The organism is Bradyrhizobium sp. 199 (assembly GCF_023073355.1).
In the GTDB taxonomy this organism is placed as follows: domain Bacteria; phylum Pseudomonadota; class Alphaproteobacteria; order Rhizobiales; family Xanthobacteraceae; genus Bradyrhizobium.
Genome location: NZ_JADPJI010000008.1, coordinates 1 through 19,850, shown reverse-complemented (window position 1 = coordinate 19,850; position 19,850 = coordinate 1). Strand labels below are relative to the sequence as shown.

Sequence of the window (19,850 nt, the reverse complement as noted above, 5' to 3'; positions counted from 1 at the left end):
GGGGCAATCGACGATCAGCTACGTCGCCATCATTCGCAGGCGTCGCTGCACCGTTCGCGCGATCGCCGCCGGGGCCTCCTCGGGGATAGCGAAACAGGAGCTCGCGTTGATCTCGCACAGAACATAAGTGTCGGCACCCGACGCATCTCGTGGGCCGTACAGGAAATCTGCGTCCCAGATGACGGGGAGCGAGGCTTCGTCGATCTTGAGCGTCTCCATCATCTGCGGCGTCCATTCGACCTCCATCGACCTGCGCAGCGCCTGGAACGGCGGGGCATCGGGGCCATGCATTATCCGCGGCCCCGGTTGCGCCTCCAGTGCATCTGGGCCTTCCGGAGGCGGCGGGATCAAGGCCTTGATCAGCTGATGGCCGAAGCCGGCGACCTTGGACCCGCTCATGTAGCAGCGGATCATCCCATCGGGCAGGCGAGCCTGAAATCCCTGATCGATGATGCAGCCGCCCCAACCGAAATAGGATTCGCATCGTGCGATGAAGTCACCGAGCGGCATCTCCTGCGGCAGGCTGCCGCGTTGAGCATGGAGTACGCGGACTGCCGACTCTGTGTTGGGCAGGGCCTCGACCTTCCAGACCCCCTGACCGCCATTGCCGCGATTTTGCTTGAGCACGCGCGGACCATTGGTCCGAAGGCGCGATGGAAATTCGGCACGGAAGGCCGCAGCGCTGTCATAGCGATGCGTGTCCGCTCCCCAGCCCAGGTGACTCGTTCGATAGAGCACCTCCTTGACGCCCATCTTCAGGATGACGTCAGGATGTGCGCTCACCCACGGACCTTGTGCCGCAACCTCGCGAAGCAGCGCATCGAGGTCGGCGCGTGTCTTGCCCTGATGGATCGGATCGACCCAGACAAGCACGCCGTCGGCCGCGAGCAATTGATCGCGGACCGCATCGGCGAACGTTTCGTCGTAGATGACCGGTCGGGCATCGATGCCGGCCGCGGCGAGAGCTTCGAAGACCCTGACGAAACGGCTGTTCTGTGCTGTCGCGCCCTGTCGCGCGACAGCGTCACCACGGGAGAGGATAGCTACGGTATTGCGCGGTGAGGGATGTCGCTCGGTGTCCATGCGCAAGCTCCACGAATAGCGTGCTGCGCAGAGCTTGGACCGGGGTCTCACGGGGAGTCTGCTTCGTCCCCACGCCGGCAATCTACGTGACATCGCTGCCACGTTTCAAGAGCCAGTCGGAGCAATTCCCGGATGTCTCATCCGAAGAATTGTCGGTTCATCGTGCGCGGCGGCCGCACATTCTGGGCCAACGGCGATGCCATCAAGCTTGCTGAGCCCGCAGGCGGCGCAAGACCGCCAGTGTGAAAGGCTGAAAGGTCGTAGCGGTCACGATTGCGGACGCCGGCGTGATTGGCCTGTGGGCCGACGCGGATAGCGTGACCTGTTCGATGATTTGGCGTATGGTGAGATCAAATAGGGAGCTATCGACCTTTGCCGAAACTAGCCGTGAACGTTCGATGTCTGTCGGTTGCGACCGCCCTGCTGATTGCGTCTGTCAGCCCGATGCGGGCGGAAGAAGCCCTCGTTGCTTACAAGTCGCTTAGCCCGGAACTGGCGTTCGATCTTGCGCGCGCCGCGCTGGATAACTGCCGCACCCGGGGATATCAGGTTGCCGTCGCTGTCGTCGATCGCTTCGGCGTCACGCAAGTGATGCTGCGCGATCGCTTTGCGGGCCCCCACACGCCATCGACCGCATCCGGCAAAGCGTGGACAGCTGCGTCATTCAAAACCAGCACGACTGAGCTGATTGCGATCAGTCAGCCCGGCATGATGCAGGCAGGCATTCGTCATCTTCCCGGAACGGTCATCATCGGAGGAGGGCTGATCGTGGAGGCAGGCGGTTCTCTGGTCGGAGCGGTCGGCGTATCCGGCGCTCCGGGCGGTGACGCGGACGAAGCTTGCGCCAAAGCCGGGGTCGAGGCCATACGCGACAAGCTGGAGTTTTGAGGCCAGACATCAGACCGCTGCTGGAATCCTCAAAGGCCGGCCGCCTGATCCGTACAGAAAGCAGACGCACCTCGCTCCCCTCGGCGAGGCGCTAGTGCGCCTTCGGCGACGGAAATGAAGCCGGTGTCACGCCGGGCGGTGAAGACTTTCGAGCCTCAGGTCATGCCAAAAGGGACGGCCCCGCCGCCTGTCCAGATGATCAAGATGGCAGAGGCGTGAAGCATCACACCTGCAAATGGGTGCTTGGACCGAGGAGCGGTCGGATCTGCGAACAAGTGGCATGCTCGTGCGGGACAATTGGCTTCGGCTCCGTCATGATCATTCGCCCTCACGTCCGCCGCGAGCAAGTATCGCCGCCTGCTGCAGCGTAATACGATGAACGAGCGGGTCAGCATGGCGATGCACCAGCCGCCATTCGTCCAGGTCCTTGCGGTAGACTTCGGTCACGCGGAGCGACCAGTCTTGCCCGGGCAAGCCGCCGATCTCGGCTGTCTGCCGCTCGATCATGACGAGAACGATGAGGGTATCCGACGCATAGGTCTGCGCGACCTCAAGGCTGGTTTCACCGTTCCTGAACATCCGGGCCAACTCCGCGAGCCGCTCTGGGCTGCCATTGAATCCGTGACTGGCGGGTCCGCCGAACGGCTGCATTAGCGTGAAGTCCGATGCAATATGGGCGAGACCGAGCCAGTGATGGATGTCGCCGCGCATGAAAGCGGCGTTCTTTTCGGCGGCGCGCTTTGCAAGGCGAGCGACCTCATCGTCAGCGGCAGCCAGGCCGGCCGGAAGTTGGACGGATAGGAAGGAGGCCGCGACGGCCGTCAACGCCCCCCTTCGCGATACCTTGGCTGGTGCGCACTTGTCCTGGTTCTGCTGGGGCATATGACCTCTTTCGGGCTGGGCGCTACTTGGTGCGAGGAAACCGGTAGGGCTTTGTGATACGTGAATCCAGTGATATGTCTTCAGCATTATGCTGAACCAGATTCATCTATCGAAAGTAGATCTCAACTTGCTCGTCCTCTTCCACACCGTATTGGAGGAGGGCCATGTGGCGCGTGCAGCCAGCCGTCTGAACATTACGCCATCCGCCGTAAGCCACTCGCTCGGGCGACTGCGGCATTTATTCAATGACCCTCTTTTCCTGCGCACTCCGAAGGGTGTCGTGCCAACGGTGCGGGCACTGGAGCTTGGCGATCCCGTGGCGGACATTCTGGCCCGCGTGGGACGTGTGATGGCCTCGGCAGCCCCCTTCGATGCGTCGACCAGCAGCCGCCGTTTCGTGATCGGCGCGCCCGATGGGATCATGGCCTCGCTGATGATCCCGCTTGCAGAGCGGCTCAGGAAGAAGGCGCCCCGGGTCGATCTGGCCCTAATTCATCTTATGCCCGGACGGCACACAGGCGCGCGGGAGCACCCTTGGCAGGACAGCCTGCAGAAGCTGGAAAAGCGCGACATCGATCTGGCCATCCTGCCCCTGCGTACGCTGCCGAAGCGCTTCGAAGCGCGACGGCTTTACAATGAAGACTTCGTCGTCGCGATGCGCAAAGGGCACTCGTTCGCGCGCACTCGGACTCTCTCCGCGTTTTGCAAGGCTCAGCACCTCCTCGTGTCCCTCGACGGCGACCCCCGCAGTTTTGTCGATGACTTGTTGGGAAAGCGCGGCCTGCAGCGCCGCGTTGCCATGACCGTGCCGACCTTCATGATGGCCCTCAGCCAGCTTTCGAATTCCGATATGATTGCGGCATTGCCGCGCCGTCTGCTCGACAGCTATGCAGCCCGCTTCGGGCTCGCCGCCGTCGAACTTCCGATCGAGCGCAAATCGGATGTGATCCAGGCCGTCGCAACTAAGGCGGCCGTGATGGATGCGGGCGTCGCATGGCTGACGGAACTGGTCGTCGAGGAGAGCGGTTCGGAGCGGAATTCTTGATTTGTGAGCGAAGGTGGCAATCCGGATCCGACATCGATGGGGACCTGGTACGGCGGAGAGAATAGCAGTTCGGCTACGGCAACTCTCCTCGTCATTGAAGCGCAGCGACGCAATCCAGAATCTTTCCGCGAGATCGTTGCATCCCACCCCCACCCCTTGCGTGAACCGCCCGCTCGAGATCGGGGAAGGTCGCAGCTACATCCAAGACAAGCTCTCGCGGCCAACAAGGCTGAGAGCGCTCGACGGGGCCGGCGGTGGAGTGGCTTCTGTTTGGGCTTCTGACAGGAACGACTCGCTCGTCGGTCGATTGAGATACCGGTCTGTGGCGCGATCCCTGGACCCCTCCAGGTCTGCGTCATCCACCCGGAACGGCCCATCGTCCGACGCGCGTTAGGCGATGGGCCGGTTCTCGGAAGGCCTACCTCATCAGCATCGTTGCAATGTGTTCGAGCAGCAATGAGCGCCCGCGTGATGCACCGTTGGCTTCCTCCTTGAAGTCTCTCAATTGCTGGTGTATTGTCTGTTCCATCGATACTGGCCGAACAACTGTTCCGCTTTCGCCTCATATCCTGACGGCGCGCACGTTTCAGACATTCTCCACATCGACTAACCGGACCACTGGCCGCAACTCTGCGCGCCGGGTCCTGCGCGTACGAAAGGAAACCTGATGAACACAGGTACAGTGAAGTGGTTTAACAGCCAAAAGGGCTTCGGCTTCATCCAGCCATCAAACGGCAGCAACGACGTTTTTGTTCACATCAGTGCGGTCGAACGCGCCGGTATGGGAACTCTGAACGAAGGTCAGACGTTGTCTTACGAGGTCGTCGCAGACCGTCGTACCGGCAAGTCTGCTGCCGAAAATCTTCGTGCTGCTTAGTTAAGAGCACGACAGACCTGTCGCTCTAGCCACGGATGTACTGGCAGAGCTTGTGGTCCTGCCCCGCCCCGAGCCATCGGGAGCGGGGTTTTGATTCAGTCCGGCAAACGAGATCCAAAAGCAGGCTGGTCCGTGCTTCGCTTCAACAATTGGCGCCTGCACTTGCTGAGCTACGATAACGGCTCAGACTGAACTGCTGAAACGAGCGGGCCGCTGTCGCGGAGTTCATCGCGCAGATCGAATTCCGCAGTGGCTTGTCTTGTCTTTCAGGCGCATAAACCGGCATGCGCGCTCTCATTGCCGCTCCTGTCGGTGCGGCGCGGCCCATGGCCGAACCGAGGCAATGGCCCCTCGTCGATGTTCACAGGCTGCTCCGGTAAGATGGTTCAACCTTCTGCCGACCACGTCGGCATATTCACCTGGCGTGGGTAGATCCGGAACGTGATATGGTCTGTACCAAGCAGGAGATTCAATGAGCATTGTAAAACGTCATCTGGCCGAGCACGAAGAGCGCCTGGCCCTCGTCGAGGAAATTTGCATCGATAAGGGAGCGCTTGTCTTGGATATCGCCACAGATGAAGTCTACTTTTCTGCAGACGACGCGGCTTACAAGAGCGCATACGTCACCGTGTTTCAGGCTTGGGCGAAGGGTACGATCAAGGGTACGGCGGAACAAATATTCGAGGCAACGAAATCCATTCTCGAGGATTAGAGGATCCGCCTGGGACACATGGGGCTGGTTAGAACCCGCAAACGTTGAGGTAAAAACATGCCATATGCCTATAAGCTGAATGAAGACGTTCGCCACCAGGCTCAAGGCCCACAAGGGCGCGCCGCAACTGAGCCGCCGATGATTTACACGATCGTCCAGCACATGCCCATCGAGTCCGATGGACGAGTTAGGTACCGCATCAAGTGCAAGTCCGAGAAGATCGAGCGCGTCGTTACGGAAGATCAGCTTTCGTATTTTCAGTGAATCCCGGATCGTTCCCGAAGCCTCCATTGGCCTCCCACAGCGTCGGAGGCAATTGCATTTGGGAACGCCTTCTGGCCATCCTTCGAGACGCCCGCCGCTGGCGGGCCCTCAGGACGAGGGCTGAGCGCGGGGCAACAATTTTAACGAGCCCCAATGCGCCCAGCTCGTGAAAAATGCCATCCGATTGCCCTGCACGGAGCCGGAAGGTAGCTAGGCGAAAAAGGTCAGGCCGCGGGAGCTCAATCGCAGCCCAAAAGGCGACGCGTGGGTTCGTCGGACGCGAGCCGGTTTGCGGAGGATCCAATGTCCCGGGAAAGCGGAACAAAACGTTGCGCACCCGGCCAGGTGACTCATTTGGATGACTTGTGCGCCGCATCTCGCGCCAACCGCTCCGCCCTGAGACGCTTGTGGTTTTCGTGAAACTCTGGGTCGGCTTGGCTATCTGCGATGGTCTGCCGCGCTCCGTTCGGGTTTTGCGCCCTTCGGTCCGCCTCATCGGCGATCTGCTGCTCGGCGGAGCGTTTCGGTTTGCTCATTACGGGATCCTTGCACCATTGATCATGGCCGCATCGTCCTTTTGCGCTGGTGGCCATAACAGCTGGCCGCAAATTTGCCAGACCTCGCCGCGCGTCGCGCCAAACGCACGCGATAGGCGGAGGAAGAAGTTACCGCGTCACTTCGCGTAACCCTGTGACCGGAGCCAAGAGATCCGACGCTCTCCATTCATCCAATCGTCAATATCGGCCTTGCTCGTGAAGCCCGTTATCTCTCGGGGTTCTGCGCCCGGGTACTCGGCGATGATGATCCATTCGCCCTCGGACTTACGAACCGGTTTGAAGCTCACTTTTACTTTTGCCATAGCCGAACTATGGAGGAAGGTGGGCAAAAAGGAAACCTCCCGGGAACATTTTTGGTAACTTGCCGCCTGGCCAGAGGCCGGCGGTTATCCTTTCGTTTGCCTACGAGGAGCCGTCTAGATTGATGGCCAGGTTCAGCGCGGGGTGAAAGAAGCTAAGCGTCGCCAGCTCGTTTCCCTCGATGGCGCCCCTAGTTCCGCCGGTGACCTGTGGCGAGGCGGGGGCCGCAAGCGCCGCATCGGCATAGCCGGATGCGGCCAAGCGCGTTTGGGGCCGCCAAATGCTTAAATGCATGAGACTTTCTGGTTCTTTTTGCGCCGTGGTGTTGCAGGCCAACTACAGCAATCGGCAGGTTGATACCGTAGGTTGGATCGGCAAGTGGGCGAACGCACTAATTCATTGATCTCGTTTCTCCCGGGGAGGCACTCGTATGAAGAAGCTTTTGATGGCTGCGGCCGGAACACTGGCTCTGGGTTTGGCGGCTCCGGCCAGCGCAGCTGATCTGGCGGCCCGTCCGTACACCAAGGCGCCGCCGATGGCCGTTGCGATGTACGACTGGAGCGGCTTCTACATCGGCGCTAACGGCGGCTGGGGTACGAGCCGCAAGTGCTGGGATATGACCCAGTTCGTCGGTTTTCCGGTGGTTCCTGCTGGTGCTGAAGGCTGCCACGATGCATCGGGCGGTACGGTCGGTGGCCAAATCGGCTACCGCTGGCAGACGGGAGCCTATGTGTTCGGACTCGAAGCACAGGGCAACTGGGCGGATTTCAACGGATCCAACTCCAGCACCTTCATCATCGCCCGAAATCAATCCAAGGTCGACGCTTTCGGTCTTTTCACGGGACAGATCGGCTACACCTGGAACAATGTCCTCCTGTACGTGAAAGGCGGCGCAGCCGTCACCCACGACAAGTACGCCGGCCGGACCATTCCCGGCGACGTGGTGTTCGATTCGGGCACCGAAACCCGGTGGGGCGGCACGGTGGGCGTCGGCTTGGAATACGGCTTCACACCCAACTGGTCGGTTGGCGTCGAGTACAACCACATGTTCATGGGTCACCGTGACGTAGCGATGTCGTCGACTGGTGCGATCGCTCCGGTGGGGGGCATCATCCGGGTCGATCGTATCGGCCAGGACGTCGATGTGGTCACGGCGCGCATCAACTATCGGTTCGGCGGTCCTGTCGTCGCGCGGTATTGAGCTTCGCTGTCTTCAGCATTCAAAACTCGCAGAAGCCGGCCTTGCGCCGGCTTCTTGCCTTTTTGCGTGTCCGCACTGTTCACTGACGACCGTTTTATTCCCGGATCGTGAGAGCAGGCGCAGGCGCACTCGCCCTCTCTGATTGTCTGAACAGACACATCGCGAATCCAGGCCACCGGCCCGTTCCAGTGCGGTCTTGCTGGGATCCGTGTCCGCGCTTGCTGTGGGGAACGATAGGGTTCCTTCGATCGCGGCGATCCTTCTCCAACACGAGAAAGCCGCGACGGACTGCTCCGCGCGGGCGTTACGAAATTTTCGATGCTACCATTCTGCCGGTGTTTTGCCCGACGAGGCAAAGCTGAACAGTAAGACGGGCATGGAGGCTCAAACCGCCGAGCCCCTGTTCACGCCGACCAAAGGAGCCAATAGTTCAATGCCCCCGCTACTGTGCATGGGGTTGTTTTTCACGTTTTGTCTTGAGGTTGCCGAAACCCCCGCGTCAGCGCCGGCCGCGCGGCGCCTCGGCCTTGGCGGGCTGATCGGTCTGCGGTCCGCAGCTTGCGGCTGCAAGCGTTGCCTGCGCCTGCGGCATCAGGCCGGGCTCGGGAGCGAGTGCCTTCATCACGATCAGGCCGGTGGCGCTGGGGGAATCGATGATCAGGCGGTCGGCGGCGGTGACCTCTTCGTCCTCGGGCAGCTCGTTGTGCTGCGCTTCCGTCATCAAATCGAGCTCGATTACCTTGCGGCCCGCAGAGCGGTCGTTGATGGCGTAATAGGCGATCTCGTTGCGGGTGTAGAACGACACCGAGGTGTAGGCCTGGCTCACCGGCACCGTGAGCTTGATCGGCCCGCTTGTGAGGTCGTAGCGGCAGATCGCCAGCGCAAAGGCCGGGTCCATGAACGGCATTGGTGAGGTCTGCGGATCGGCGAGGGGAAGCTGGCTGACGCCGTTGAGCTTCGTCATCGGCGTCAGCCGCGAATAGGCATCCTGCGTTGCGATCCGCGGCAGCGCCAGCACGCTGACGAGATGGACCACGAGGCCCAGCACCACGCCGGCGACGATGGTGAACAGCAGCCGGATCATGAGCAGCCCACCGTCGAGATGGAAGGCATCGGTGCATCGCGCTGGGTGCGGGTGGCCACGCCAACCGGCGTGTCGTAGAGCCGCAGCATCAAGGCGTAGCGCTCGATGCCGCCAGTCGGCAGCCAGTTGCCGGCGCGCGAGCGCGAGGCGATGCGGATCTCGAAGGAGCCGTCGGACGACCGCACGATCTCCTGGCTGGTAAAGCCGTAGCGCTGGAGTGAATTGGCGACGAGGTGGCCCTTGCGGTCATAGAGCGTCAGCGTCCAGAACCGCGCCGGCGGCGTCACGCCGGAGACGACGACCTCGCAGCGGCCGTCGAGCGCTTTTTTCTTGTCGTCAGTGGTGGCGGTGAAGGCGACGCCGTCCCCGGTGCCGATCGGCAGCTCGCCGTTACGGACGATCGTGGCGCGCGAATAGGGATCGACGTCGGCGGTGCCGGTGCGCGGCCGCGCGGTCCAGGCGCCGATGGTCAGCGCGCCGATCTCGGTGCCGCGCGTCGTCGTCATCCAGGTCGCGCCGACGCCGACCACGCCTGCGAGAAGGAGCGCCGTCAATGTGATCAGGATCAGCCGCACTTGTTTCGATCAGTTCTTGCGCGGGACGGAGGCGTTGGCATTCTCTTCCGCATAGTTCTGCGGGAAGGCGAGCGCGCTCGTCGCCGCGGAGGGCCCGGCCGGCTTGGTGCCGGCATCGGCCGATTTCTTTGCCGTCTTGGCCGCGTCGTCCAGCAGCTTCTCGACACGTACCAGGATGTCGGCGCCGCGCTTGGTCAGCACCGGCGGCGGACCGGGCTTGGTCTCCAGGATCTTCGGCGCCGCATTGGCCTGCGCGTTGCTGACATGCTGTGGCGGCAGCTTCTGGCCCATGCCGATGCCGGGGATCTCCCGGACCTCGACGCCCTGATGCGCCGCGAGCATGATGTCGTGCCAGGTCTGCGCCGGCAGCGAGCCGCCGGTCATGCGATTGGTCGGTGAATAGTCGTCATTGCCGTACCACACCGCGCAGGTGAAATTGCCGGTGTAGCCGACGAACCAGGCATCGCGGTACGCGTTGGTCGTGCCGGTCTTGCCCGCCGTTGGAATGCCGTCGAGGGCTGCGCGGCGCGCGGTGCCTTCGCTGACGACGTGGCTCATCATGCCCGCCATGTCGGCGGCAACGGAGGCGGGGATCGCCTGCCGCGGCTTGGGGCCGTCGCGGTCCCAGCGCCAGACCGGATCGCCCGCGCCGGTGCGCACCTCCAGCACGGAATGCGGTGTCACCGCCTTGCCGCGGTTGGGGAAGGTCGCGTAGGCGACCGCGTGCTCGAGCACGGTGACTTCGTCCGAACCGATCGGCAGCGAGGGCGTGTCGGGCAGCGGCGCCTTGAGGCCGAAGCGGCGCGCGACCTCGACGATCTTGGCGCGGCCAACCTTGGCCGGGTTCTGCGCTTTGGGCTCATTCTTCTGGCCGATGGCGATCGACAGCTTCACCGGCACGACGTTGATCGAGCGGGTGATCGCCTGCGTCAGCGTCACCGAGCCGGAATAGGAATGGCCATAGTTCTGCGGACACCAATTGCCGATGCAGACCGGGCCGTCGACCACGATCGAGTTCGGCGTGAAGCCGTTCAGCAACGCGGTGGTGTAGACATAAGGCTTGAAGGAGGAGCCGGGCTGGCGATAGGCGTCGGTAGCGCGGTTGAACTGGCTGGCGCCGTAGTCGCGGCCGCCGACCATGGCGCGGATGCCGCCGTCGAGATCGGACACCACGGTCGCGGCTTGCGTCGCGTGATAGTCGCGGCCGAACTGGCGCAGCTGGTTCTCGACCGCGTCTTCGGCGGCCTTCTGCACGTTGGCGTCCAGGGCGAGGCGGACCACGAAGACGCGTTCAGTGTACGACTTCGGGAAGGTGTCGACCAGCTTGCGCATCTCGTCGAAGGCGTAGTCGAGATAATAGTTCGGCGAGGCCTCATCACGGCGGTCGACCGCGAAGGCCGGGTTGCGGCGGGCGCCGAACACCTGGCCCTCGGTCATGAAGCCGGCATCGACGAGGTTGTCGAGCACGACGTTGGCGCGGGCGCGGGCGGCGGGCAGGTTGATGTGGGGAGCGTATTTGGTCGGCGCCTTGAACAGGCCGGCAAGCATCGCAGCTTCCGCCAGCGTCACGTCGCGGGCGGATTTGTTGAAGTAGAAATGCGCCGCGCCGTCGACGCCGAAGGTGCCGCCGCCCATATAGGCGCGGTCCAGATACAGCTTGAGGATCTCATTTTTGGTCAGGCGCCATTCCAGCCAGACCGCGAGGAAGGCCTCGTTGACCTTGCGCTCGATGGTGCGCTCGTTGCTCAGGAACAGATTCTTGGCGAGCTGCTGCGTGATTGACGAGCCGCCCTGGCGGACGCCGCCGGCCTGGGCGTTGGTGACGAGCGCCCGCGCGGTGCCGGCGATGTCGATGCCGAAATGCTCGTAGAAGCGGCGGTCTTCGGTCGCCAGCGTCGCCTTGATCAGCACGTCCGGAAAATCTTCCAGCGGGATCGAATCGTTGTGCTTGATGCCGCGGCTGCCGATCGGGTTGCCGTAGCGATCGAGGAAGGTCACCGCGAGGTCGGACTTCTTCAGCCAGTCCTCGTCCGCGGTCTCGCGGAAGGCGGGGATGGCGAGGGTGAGCATCACGACCAGGCCGCCGAGGCCGAGGGTCGCGGCCTCCGACAGCGGCTCGATGAACACCCAGCGCTTCCACCGCCCGACATAGAAGCGGTCCATGAAGGTCGAGTAGCGCTCGTAGAGTTCGCGGATGCCCTTGGCCGAGGAGAACAGCGAGGAGTCAATGCGCGCATCGAGGTCCAGGAAGAAGTTCCGGACCTTCTGCTTCCAATGCGGTGGTATGATCTGGCGCACCTAGAACCCTTGAGGCTCGCTTCAAAAGCGTCCAAGCACCCGGCCGGGCGGCATCGAGACGTCTTGGGGGAACGTTGCGGCAAACCCAAGGCGCCCGGCCAGCATCCGAGGGACTTGGTGTTCCTTCTAGCCGAGCGGAGCCCATAAACCAATGGTCACGCTCGCGGTTTTGAACAACAGGCCTAATTGACCCCGGGCCCAAAGGCGCGTTGCTTGCACCACCCCGGCCGCACGCCCTAGATGGCGTTGCCGTAGCCCTTTTGAAGTTTTATTGAGGCGCATGACCGCAGTTCCCAAACGACCTTCAGGCCAGGAAGGATTCTTCTGGAAAACCAAGACGTTGGAAGAGATGTCGGGGCCCGAATGGGAAAGCCTGTGCGACGGCTGCGGGCGCTGCTGCCTGAACAAGCTCGAGGACGAGGACACCGGCGAGATCTATTTCACCCATATCGGCTGCAAGCTGCTCGATGGTGCCAGCTGCGGCTGCAAGGACTATCCGAATCGGTCCGACAAGGTTCCGGATTGCGTCCGCCTGACGCCGGCCAATGTCCGCACCCTGAACTGGCTGCCGCCGAGCTGCGGCTACAAGCTCGTCGCCGAGGGCCGCGATCTCTATTGGTGGCATCCTCTGGTGTCAGGCGATCCCAACTCCGTGCATGACGCCGGCGTCTCCGTGCGCGGCCGGGTCGAGGGCAGCGAGGAGGAGATCCCGGACGAGGAGCTCGAGGACCACATCGTGCAATGGCCGGCCTTGCTGCCGAAACGGGCCCGCTTGAAACGACGCCCGAAGGACTGATCCGACGCACGCCGCCGTTCAATTGTTCGGGATGACGCGCGGGTGGGATGCTCCCATGCGCGGCGGTGCCTGCCTGGGAAGAACTTTGCTGTCTACATTGGCTGCATAGAACGAATCCTTCGCGGCGTTGCGCCGCCCCACCACGTCCGAGCGAGATGAACAAGTTCGAACGGCAGAGCAGTTCTGCCGATATCCAGACTTTGCCCGACGAAATCGCCGAAGAGCTGTCCCGGCTTCCGAGCGAGGTCATCAGCGTCGATGATGCCCCGTCCATCGCGCCGCCGGCGCCGCTGTCGCGGGACGAGGTCCGCACCATCGTCGTCAGCCTGATGCTGACGATGTTCCTGGCCGCCCTCGACCAGACCATCGTGGCGACCGCGCTGCCGACCATCGGACGCCAGTTCCAGGACGTCTCCAATCTCTCCTGGGTCATCACCGCCTATCTGCTCGCCTCGACCGCGGTCGCGCCGGTGTTCGGCACCTTGAGCGACATTTACGGCCGGCGCGCCATGATCATCATTTCGCTCAGCCTGTTCGTGGCGGGCTCGGTGCTTTGCGCGATCGCGCCGAACATGCCGATGCTGATCCTGGCGCGCGGCCTTCAGGGGCTCGGCGGCGGCGGCATCATGCCCGTGGTGCAGACGGTGATCTCCGACGTCGTCTCACCGCGCGAGCGCGGTCAATATCAGGCCTATTTCTCCAGCGTGTGGATGGTCGGCGGCATCCTCGGCCCGGTCATCGGCGGCGTGTTCGCCGAGCATCTGCACTGGTCGATGATCTTCTGGATCAATCTGCCGCTGACGGCCGCGGCGCTGGCGCTGCTGCTGCCGAAGATGAAGAAGATCCCGGTATTCCACCGCAAGCGCAAGGTCGACTGGCTCGGCGGCGTTCTGCTGATGGCCTCTGCCGTCGTCTTCATGCTGGTGCTGACCTGGGGTGGTACGCGCTTTCCCTGGCTCTCGCCGACGGTGCTCGCGATGGTTGGCGGCGCGGTCGCGCTAGTCGTCACCTTCGTCTGGCACGCGCGTCGCGCCGACGAGCCGTTCCTGCCGCTGCCGCTGCTCGGCGGTCGTGTCGTGCCGTTCGGGCTGACGGCCGGCGGTTGCGCTCTCGGCGCCATCACGGGCCTCACGGTCCAGCTCCCGCTTTATTACGAATCCGTCTATCACCTCAGTGCCAGCGAGGCGGGTCTTGCGCTCATTCCGCTCGCCGCGGTCTCGACCTGCGGTGCGGCCATCGCCGGCCGCACCATGGCGCGGGCCAAGCACTACAAGCGCGTCGCCATCATCGGCACGTCCTGGGCCGCGCTGTGTGGCCTTGGCCTCACGCTGGCAACGCTCCCGCTATGGGGCCTGCTGACGCTGATGGCGGCGTTTGCGCTCGGCCTCGGCACCACCTTTCCGGTCTGCGTGGTCTCGGTACAGAATTCGGTGGCGCGGCCGCAGGTCGGCACCATCACCGGCGCCTTGAACTTCTTCCGTTCGCTGATGTCGTCCTTCACGGTCGCCGCTTTCGCAGCCATCCTGCTCATCGCGCTCGGCATCGACGTTCCGCTCGCCGGCGAGCATCACGCCGCGGGCGCCGTCGCAATTCCCGCCGACGACATGCGGCACGCGTTCCGTTACGTGTTCGGCGCCGCCACCGCGCTGATGACCGGTGCTGCGCTCTGCCTGATCATGATGGAGGAGCGGCCCCTCGCCGGTCCCACCGTCACCAAGCACGTCGAGATGGCGGAGTAGGCTTATCCGCCTCGATCCGGGAAGCCACTCTTGCGCGGCAGCACGATCGTGAATTCGGTGAACTTGCCCGGCTCGGTCGCGACGTCGATCGTGCCGCCATGTTGCTTCACCACGATGTCGTGGCTCATCGACAACCCGAGCCCAGTGCCTTCGCCGGCCGGCTTGGTGGTGAAGAACGGATTGAACATCTTCTCCTTCACCTCGTCCGGGATGCCCGTGCCGTTGTCGCGAATGCGGATCTCGATGTGATCGCCGCGGTCGCGGGTCGCGGCGGTCACGACCGGCGCGTAACCGGCCTCAGCGTTCTCCGCCTTGCGCTTGGCGACGGCATGGAATCCGTTCGAGATCAGGTTCAGCAGCACCCGGGTGATCTCCTGCGGGAACACATCGGCTGAGCCTGCCACCGGATCGAGCTCGCGCTCGAGCGTCACGTTGAACTGCGGCTTCTCGGCCCGCGCGCCGTGATAGGCGAGGTTGAGGCTTTCTTCGACCACCGCGTTGATGTCGCTCAGGCGATGCTCGCCGCCGCCCTCGCGCGAATGCAGCAGCATGTTCTTGACGATAGAATCGGCGCGCCGTCCGTGCTGCACGATCTTTTCGAGATTGTCCTTCAGGAGTCCCGTGAGCTCATCGACTTGGCTGCGGATTTCGCCCGCGAGGGCCGCCGGTGCGAGCACCTCGTTCAGCTCCTCGGTCAATTCGGCGGAGAGCGATGCAAAATTGTTGACGAAGTTGAGCGGGTTCTTGATCTCATGCGCGATGCCGGCGGTGAGCTGGCCGAGCGATGCGAGCTTCTCGGTCTGGACCAGCCGGTCTTGAGCGGCGCGCAGATCGTCGAGAGATCGGGCAAGCTCGCGCGTGCGGTCCTGGGCTTCCTCGAACAAACGGACGTTCTCGACTGCAATGACGGCCTGGTCCGCGAAGGTTTGCACCAGATCGATCTGGCTTTTGGTGAACGGACCAGGCTCCGGTCTCGTCAGCACCAGCACCCCTTCGACCTTGTCGTCGCGGAGCAGCGGCACGCCCAGTGCCGCGCGGATGCTGACCAGTGAGCTCGCGGTCATTTGCATTTCCGGATCATCGAGAACATCTGGAATGAGTTCGATCTTTCCCGATGAGATGACGCGCGAGGTCGCCGATCCGCGGCCGGCCTTGGCCGGATTGGCCGCCCAATATTGCAAGAACTCGGGGGTGGTGCTGGAGGCAGCCTTGAGCGGAAACACGTCTCCTTCACGAAGGAAAATCGACCCCCGATTGGTGCCGCTCAATTGGACGGCGGATTTTATCAGTGTCTCGAGAACCGTCTGCAGATCGAAGGTCGAGCGGCTGATGACCTTGAGTACGTCTGCGGTCGCGGTCTGCTGCTGGAGCGATTCTTCGAGATCGCGGGTTCTCGCTCGGGCTTCATTGAACAGGCTGACATTCTTGATTGCGATCACGGCCTGATCCGCGAAAGTCTGCAGCAGCCGCACATGATGCTCGGCGAAGTTGCCGGTCGCGCGGCGCGTCGTGATGATGATGCCGATGGCCTCGCCTTCACTCATCAAGGGCGCAAACAACATGCTGCGATAACCGCGGGCGCGCGCGATGTCGCGCGCGGCCGGCTCGAGCTCGGTGTCGGGCAGCTGCGCGGCGGCACCATGGGCCACCAGCTGGTAGGGCGGGAACTGGGCGAAGAGCACCGGGAACGAGGCCTGGAGCACGCGATCGCCAGCCGGATCGGTCGGCGTGAACGCGGCAAGGTGCGCGGCGCCGTCGACATAGCGCAGCACCGCCGTGGAAAAGCCGCCGATCAGCCGGTTGGCATTGGCGGCGATGGCCTCGAACACCGGCTGCACGTCCGAGGGCGAGGCCGCCATCACCTTCAGGATATCGGCGGTCGCGGTCTGGCGCTCGAGCGCTCCGCGGGTCTCGTTGAACAGCCGCGCATTCTCGATCGCGATCAAGGCCTGGTCGGCAAAGGTCTGGAGCAGCTGCACGAGGTCGGGCGCGAATGCGCCTGGCTCAGCCCGCGTAACGCTGATCATGCCAACCGGCGCGCCCCGATTCATCAGCGGCATGAACAGGACGCTGCGGAAGCCGCGCAGCCGCGCCAGCTCGCGGTTCAGCTGTGGGACGTCATCGGCTTCGCTGTCCGGAAACTGGATGGTCTCGCCGCCGCGCACCAGGGCAAAGGTCGGGAAGTCCGCGATCTTGCGTGGGAACGAGGCCTTGAGCCCTTCATCCGTCTCCGGGTCGATCGGCGTGAACGCCACGAGATGCAGCTCGTCGCCGCTGAATTGAAGCACGGTTGCGGAGAAGCCGTCGAGCAAGCGCTTGGAGCTCGACGCGATCGCCTCGAAGACGGGCCGGGCATCGGAAGGCGAGGCCGCGATGTTGCGCAGGATCTCGGCGCTGGCGCTCTGGCGATCCCGCGCAATCGCAAGCTCGCCGCGCAGCTCCGCAGTCTCGGCTGCAGCCGACTGCAATCGGCGCTCGAGTTCCTCGATTTTGTTGAAAGGGGTCGTCATTCCTGATCCGGCTTGATGCCGCGACAGGCGCGGCACCGGGCCGGATTATCACATCTTCTGCGGCGGGAGCCAGCCGTCCGCAACTGCGGCACCCATCTGAAGCAGGCTCGGGTCGAATCCACGAAAGATAGCGGCGGGCGCCTACCTCTCCCTTAGGGAGAGGTCGGATGGCATCGCAAGATGCAATCCGGGTGAGGGGTTACGGTCTCACTGGATGCTGCGGCCCCTCACCCGGATTACACCGGACGATGCTTCGCATCGCCGGACGCAATCCGACCTCTCCCCGCCGGGGAGAGGTGGCGCGCGGCGCAAGCCGTTGGGCGTCGTCAAGCGCGCCCGTCTCACGTGCCCGGCCGCGACACCTCGGTCTCCTTGGCTGTGATGAACTCCAGCAGCACCGGCACACCTTCCTGCGTCTTCTGGATGCCGCGCTTGATTGCGGGCACGATGTCCTCCGGCCTCAACACCCGCTCGCCGTAGCCGCCGAAGGCGCGCGCCATTGCGGCATAGTCGCCGGAAATGTCGGTCGAGCGATATTTTTCGGTCGAGACCGGCATCACCTTCAGTTCGATCGCCATCGAGAAGTTGTTGAGCAGGATCGACATGATCGGGATGCGCTCGCGCACCGCGGTCTCGAAATCCATGCCCGTAAAACCAATGGCAGCATCGCCCCAGACATTGATGCAGAGCTTGTCGGGCTTTGCGAGCTTGGCGCCCATGGCAAGGCCAAGGCCGTAGCCGAGCTGCGTCGTCTTGCCCCAGCCGAGATAGGTGAGGGGTTTGACCGCTTTCCAGAACGGCGAGAGCTGGTCGCGCGGACTGCCGGCATCATGCGTGATGATGGTGTTCTCGATGTCGACGGTGTGCTGCAAATCCCACAGCACGCGATAGGGGCTGAGCGGTGCATCGTTGCTGGTGAGCTTCGGCATCCATTTCGCCAGCCACTCCTTGTGCGAGGCCGCTATCTCGGCCGCGACCGCGGAGGCATCGCGATTCCTGGTGACGGTCTTGCCGATCTCCTCCAGCAGCGCATCGAGCACGAGGCCGGCGTCACCGACGAGACCGATCCTGGCTTCCACATCCTTGTTGAGATGATTGGGATCGAGCGTGGAATGGATGATGGTCTTCCCTTTCGGCATCGCGATGCCGAAATTCGTTTCGGTGAACGAGCAGCCGATGCCGAAGATGACGTCGGCCTCGCTCAGAAACTTCGGCACCGCGCGCGGCACCGCAAGACCGCCGGAGCCGAGCGAGAGCGGATGCGTTTCGGGGAACGATGATTTGCCACCTAAGCTGGTGGTGACGGGGATCGCCAGCCGCTCCGCGAGCTGCTTTAGCTGCGGCCAGGCTTGCGCGTAGTGCACGCCCTGGCCGGCATAGATCACAGCTCGTTTTGCATTCACGAGCAGGCCGGCTGCTTCCTTCACGTGAACAGGGTCGGCGCCGTAACGGGTGCGCAGCACCGGCGTGTAATCGAGCGGCTCCGGCACCTCTTCGTTCCACATGTCGGAGGGAATTTCGACGATCACGGGCCCGCCGCGGCCGTTCTTCAGCTTGGTGAAGGCGCGGCGGAAGATATTGGCGACTTCAGCAGCGAGAATGATCGGCTCCGACGATTTCGCGAACGGCTTCATCGCCTCGCTGGAATTGAAGTTCGGCTCGATATGCGCAAGCCTGCGCTGGTAGCCCATCGGCAGCACCAGCACCGGCACGGATTCGCCAAAGCACTGCGCGACGCCGCCCATCGCGTTCTCGGCGCCGGGTCCATGCTGCATGCAGAACGCGCCGATGCTGCGGCCGGACGTCACCCGCGAGATCGCATCCGCCATGTGGATGCCGACGCGCTCCTGCCGCACCATCACGGGGCGGATTTCGGCTTTGGCCGCATGCTCGATCAGATGGTTGACCGGATAGCCGCAGAGGATCTCGATTCCCTCGCGCCGCATGATTTCCGCAATGGCGGTGCCGAGCTTCATGGCGTCTCTCTCCCTGGCAAGGCCGGTTGATCCGGCAATTGGGGAGAGAGGATCAGGAAATGAGGAGGCGGTAAAGCGTGAGCAGGCGACAGTCAGCTATGCGGCGAACTGCCATAGCTCGGATGGAGCGCGGCGTAATCCGGGATACCTGCATCCGCGGATTTGCTCGCTATTCTCCGGGTTATGCGCCTGCTATTTGCAATTTTTGCAGATCGTCAGTTTGCGTTTCAACGCCTCGTCTTCCCCGTCGATGCTGCTTGCATCTGGATCGGAGCTGGGGCCCCTTGTGGCGCGGGACCTCACGGGCGGTGTCACCTGACTTGGGGCGTCAGTGTCGTCAGCGGCGCTGAAGCCATCGTAATCGGCCGCCGAATTCGGCGCAGGCCCACCGACGACGGATGGTGAAGCCTCTCTGCCCGAGGCCGGCGGCGGAATCCTGGAATTCCTGGTGTTCGCGCGCGGCGGCGTGGCAGTTGGTGGAACCAGCGAAACGGGCGGTGTGACCGAAGTCTGTCCGCTGGCGTTATCCTGCGACCAGACGCCGATCAACAGGAGGCCGAGAGCCAACAGCGTCACGCTTCTCATCCGCATCCTTAGCCGCTCTTGTCCATCGATTGACGGCATCGCTCGTCGAGCGGCGCTGTGCCAAAGGATATCAGGACTCGCATCGACGTCAAAGTGGGCGACAAATGGGGAGCGCCGTAGCGCGACGCAATCTCGTCGCGCTTCAGGCAGTTGCGGAAAGCCGGCTCAGACCAGCGTGCCTGCGTGAAGGTTCGCATGGGCCAGCAACGACTGGATCACGAGTCACGCCGGCGGCGAAACGGCCATTCGGCGGAGCTGGGGTTCGCAGCAGTTCGACCCATCCCAGCCACAATCTGTTGTGGTGCCCGACGGGCAAAACACGCCAGTGCTGGGTCGATCGCCGCGCACAAAAATATTCGATTTTACAGAAGTTCGGTTGTGCCGTACAAGCCTGACATCCCGCCCGCCGCAAGGGGCGTTTCGCGATCGTCACGGGACGCGGGCCGGGATGCGGTGGCCGCGACGGCGTCGGCGCGCG

General features: G+C 63.2%; 15 protein-coding genes. 7 read left to right on the top strand and 8 right to left on the bottom strand.

The features are described from left to right. Positions 1 to 18: 18 nt before the first annotated feature. On the bottom strand, positions 19 to 1,083 hold the full coding sequence (locus tag IVB28_RS22590; RefSeq protein WP_247529146.1) for a Cj0069 family protein: 1,065 nt from the start codon (positions 1,081 to 1,083) through the stop codon (positions 19 to 21). Positions 1,084 to 1,470: 387 nt separating this feature from the next. On the opposite strand from IVB28_RS22590, the gene IVB28_RS22585 reads away from it, so the two are divergent. Then, the gene (locus tag IVB28_RS22585; protein WP_247529145.1) at positions 1,471 to 1,971 is read left to right on the top strand and encodes a heme-binding protein; all 501 of its coding nucleotides are present in this window, start codon (positions 1,471 to 1,473) and stop codon (positions 1,969 to 1,971) included. A 318-nt stretch (positions 1,972 to 2,289) separates the two neighbouring features. Here the strand turns inward: IVB28_RS22585 and IVB28_RS22580 are convergent, their stop codons facing one another. Beyond that, positions 2,290 to 2,853 carry a nuclear transport factor 2 family protein gene (locus tag IVB28_RS22580; RefSeq protein ID WP_247529144.1) on the bottom strand — a complete coding sequence of 188 codons (564 nt, stop codon included), beginning with the start codon at positions 2,851 to 2,853 and terminating at the stop codon, positions 2,290 to 2,292. 88 nt (positions 2,854 to 2,941) lie between these two features. On the opposite strand from IVB28_RS22580, the gene IVB28_RS22575 reads away from it, so the two are divergent. The 3 genes from IVB28_RS22575 to IVB28_RS22565 all read left to right on the top strand — a co-directional run bounded on the left by IVB28_RS22575 (position 2,942) and on the right by IVB28_RS22565 (position 5,487). Beyond that, positions 2,942 to 3,898, top strand: a complete 957-nt coding sequence (locus IVB28_RS22575; protein ID WP_247529143.1) for a LysR family transcriptional regulator — start codon at positions 2,942 to 2,944, stop codon at positions 3,896 to 3,898. 667 nt (positions 3,899 to 4,565) lie between these two features. After that, positions 4,566 to 4,775: a cold-shock protein gene (locus tag IVB28_RS22570; RefSeq protein ID WP_247529142.1), complete on the top strand. Its 210-nt coding sequence runs from the start codon at positions 4,566 to 4,568 to the stop codon at positions 4,773 to 4,775. 472 nt (positions 4,776 to 5,247) lie between these two features. Further along, positions 5,248 to 5,487 (top strand): hypothetical protein, encoded by a 240-nt coding sequence (locus tag IVB28_RS22565; protein WP_247529141.1) that lies wholly within the window; start codon positions 5,248 to 5,250, stop codon positions 5,485 to 5,487. A gap of 614 nt (positions 5,488 to 6,101) precedes the next feature. Here IVB28_RS22565 and IVB28_RS22560 read toward each other — a convergent pair. Next, positions 6,102 to 6,287, bottom strand: coding sequence for a hypothetical protein (locus tag IVB28_RS22560; protein WP_247529140.1), 186 nt, complete (start codon positions 6,285 to 6,287; stop codon positions 6,102 to 6,104). 751 nt (positions 6,288 to 7,038) lie between these two features. On the opposite strand from IVB28_RS22560, the gene IVB28_RS22555 reads away from it, so the two are divergent. Continuing rightward, complete coding sequence (locus tag IVB28_RS22555; protein ID WP_247529139.1) at positions 7,039 to 7,809, top strand: outer membrane beta-barrel protein; 771 nt, start codon at positions 7,039 to 7,041, stop codon at positions 7,807 to 7,809. Between the two features lie 499 nt (positions 7,810 to 8,308). On the opposite strand, the gene IVB28_RS22550 is transcribed toward IVB28_RS22555, so the two are convergent. From IVB28_RS22550 to IVB28_RS22540, 3 genes are read right to left on the bottom strand one after another with little or no spacing between them, the layout of a single operon-like run. Then, entirely contained in the window at positions 8,309 to 8,893 is a 585-nt protein-coding gene (locus IVB28_RS22550; RefSeq protein WP_247529138.1) for a DUF1254 domain-containing protein, read from the bottom strand. Beyond that, entirely contained in the window at positions 8,890 to 9,468 is a 579-nt protein-coding gene (locus IVB28_RS22545) for a DUF1214 domain-containing protein (RefSeq protein ID WP_247529137.1), read from the bottom strand. The genes IVB28_RS22550 and IVB28_RS22545 overlap by 4 nt, the downstream gene beginning before the upstream one ends. Before the next feature lie 9 nt (positions 9,469 to 9,477). Further along, on the bottom strand, positions 9,478 to 11,766 hold the full coding sequence (locus IVB28_RS22540; RefSeq protein ID WP_247529136.1) for a PBP1A family penicillin-binding protein: 2,289 nt from the start codon (positions 11,764 to 11,766) through the stop codon (positions 9,478 to 9,480). Positions 11,767 to 12,046: 280 nt separating this feature from the next. Here IVB28_RS22540 and IVB28_RS22535 point away from each other — a divergent pair, with 280 nt between their 5' ends. Together IVB28_RS22535 and IVB28_RS22530 are read left to right on the top strand one after the other, a co-directional pair. Continuing rightward, positions 12,047 to 12,562 (top strand): YcgN family cysteine cluster protein, encoded by a 516-nt coding sequence (locus tag IVB28_RS22535; protein WP_247529135.1) that lies wholly within the window; start codon positions 12,047 to 12,049, stop codon positions 12,560 to 12,562. Positions 12,563 to 12,717: 155 nt separating this feature from the next. After that, the gene (locus tag IVB28_RS22530; protein WP_247529134.1) at positions 12,718 to 14,301 is read left to right on the top strand and encodes an MDR family MFS transporter; all 1,584 of its coding nucleotides are present in this window, start codon (positions 12,718 to 12,720) and stop codon (positions 14,299 to 14,301) included. A gap of 2 nt (positions 14,302 to 14,303) precedes the next feature. On the opposite strand, the gene IVB28_RS22525 is transcribed toward IVB28_RS22530, so the two are convergent. Both IVB28_RS22525 and IVB28_RS22520 read right to left on the bottom strand, forming a co-directional pair. Further along, positions 14,304 to 16,811, bottom strand: a complete 2,508-nt coding sequence (locus IVB28_RS22525; protein WP_247529132.1) for a GAF domain-containing protein — start codon at positions 16,809 to 16,811, stop codon at positions 14,304 to 14,306. Positions 16,812 to 17,152: 341 nt separating this feature from the next. Further along, positions 17,153 to 18,826, bottom strand: a complete 1,674-nt coding sequence (locus tag IVB28_RS22520; RefSeq protein ID WP_346730767.1) for a thiamine pyrophosphate-requiring protein — start codon at positions 18,824 to 18,826, stop codon at positions 17,153 to 17,155. Positions 18,827 to 19,850: the final 1,024 nt, after the last annotated feature.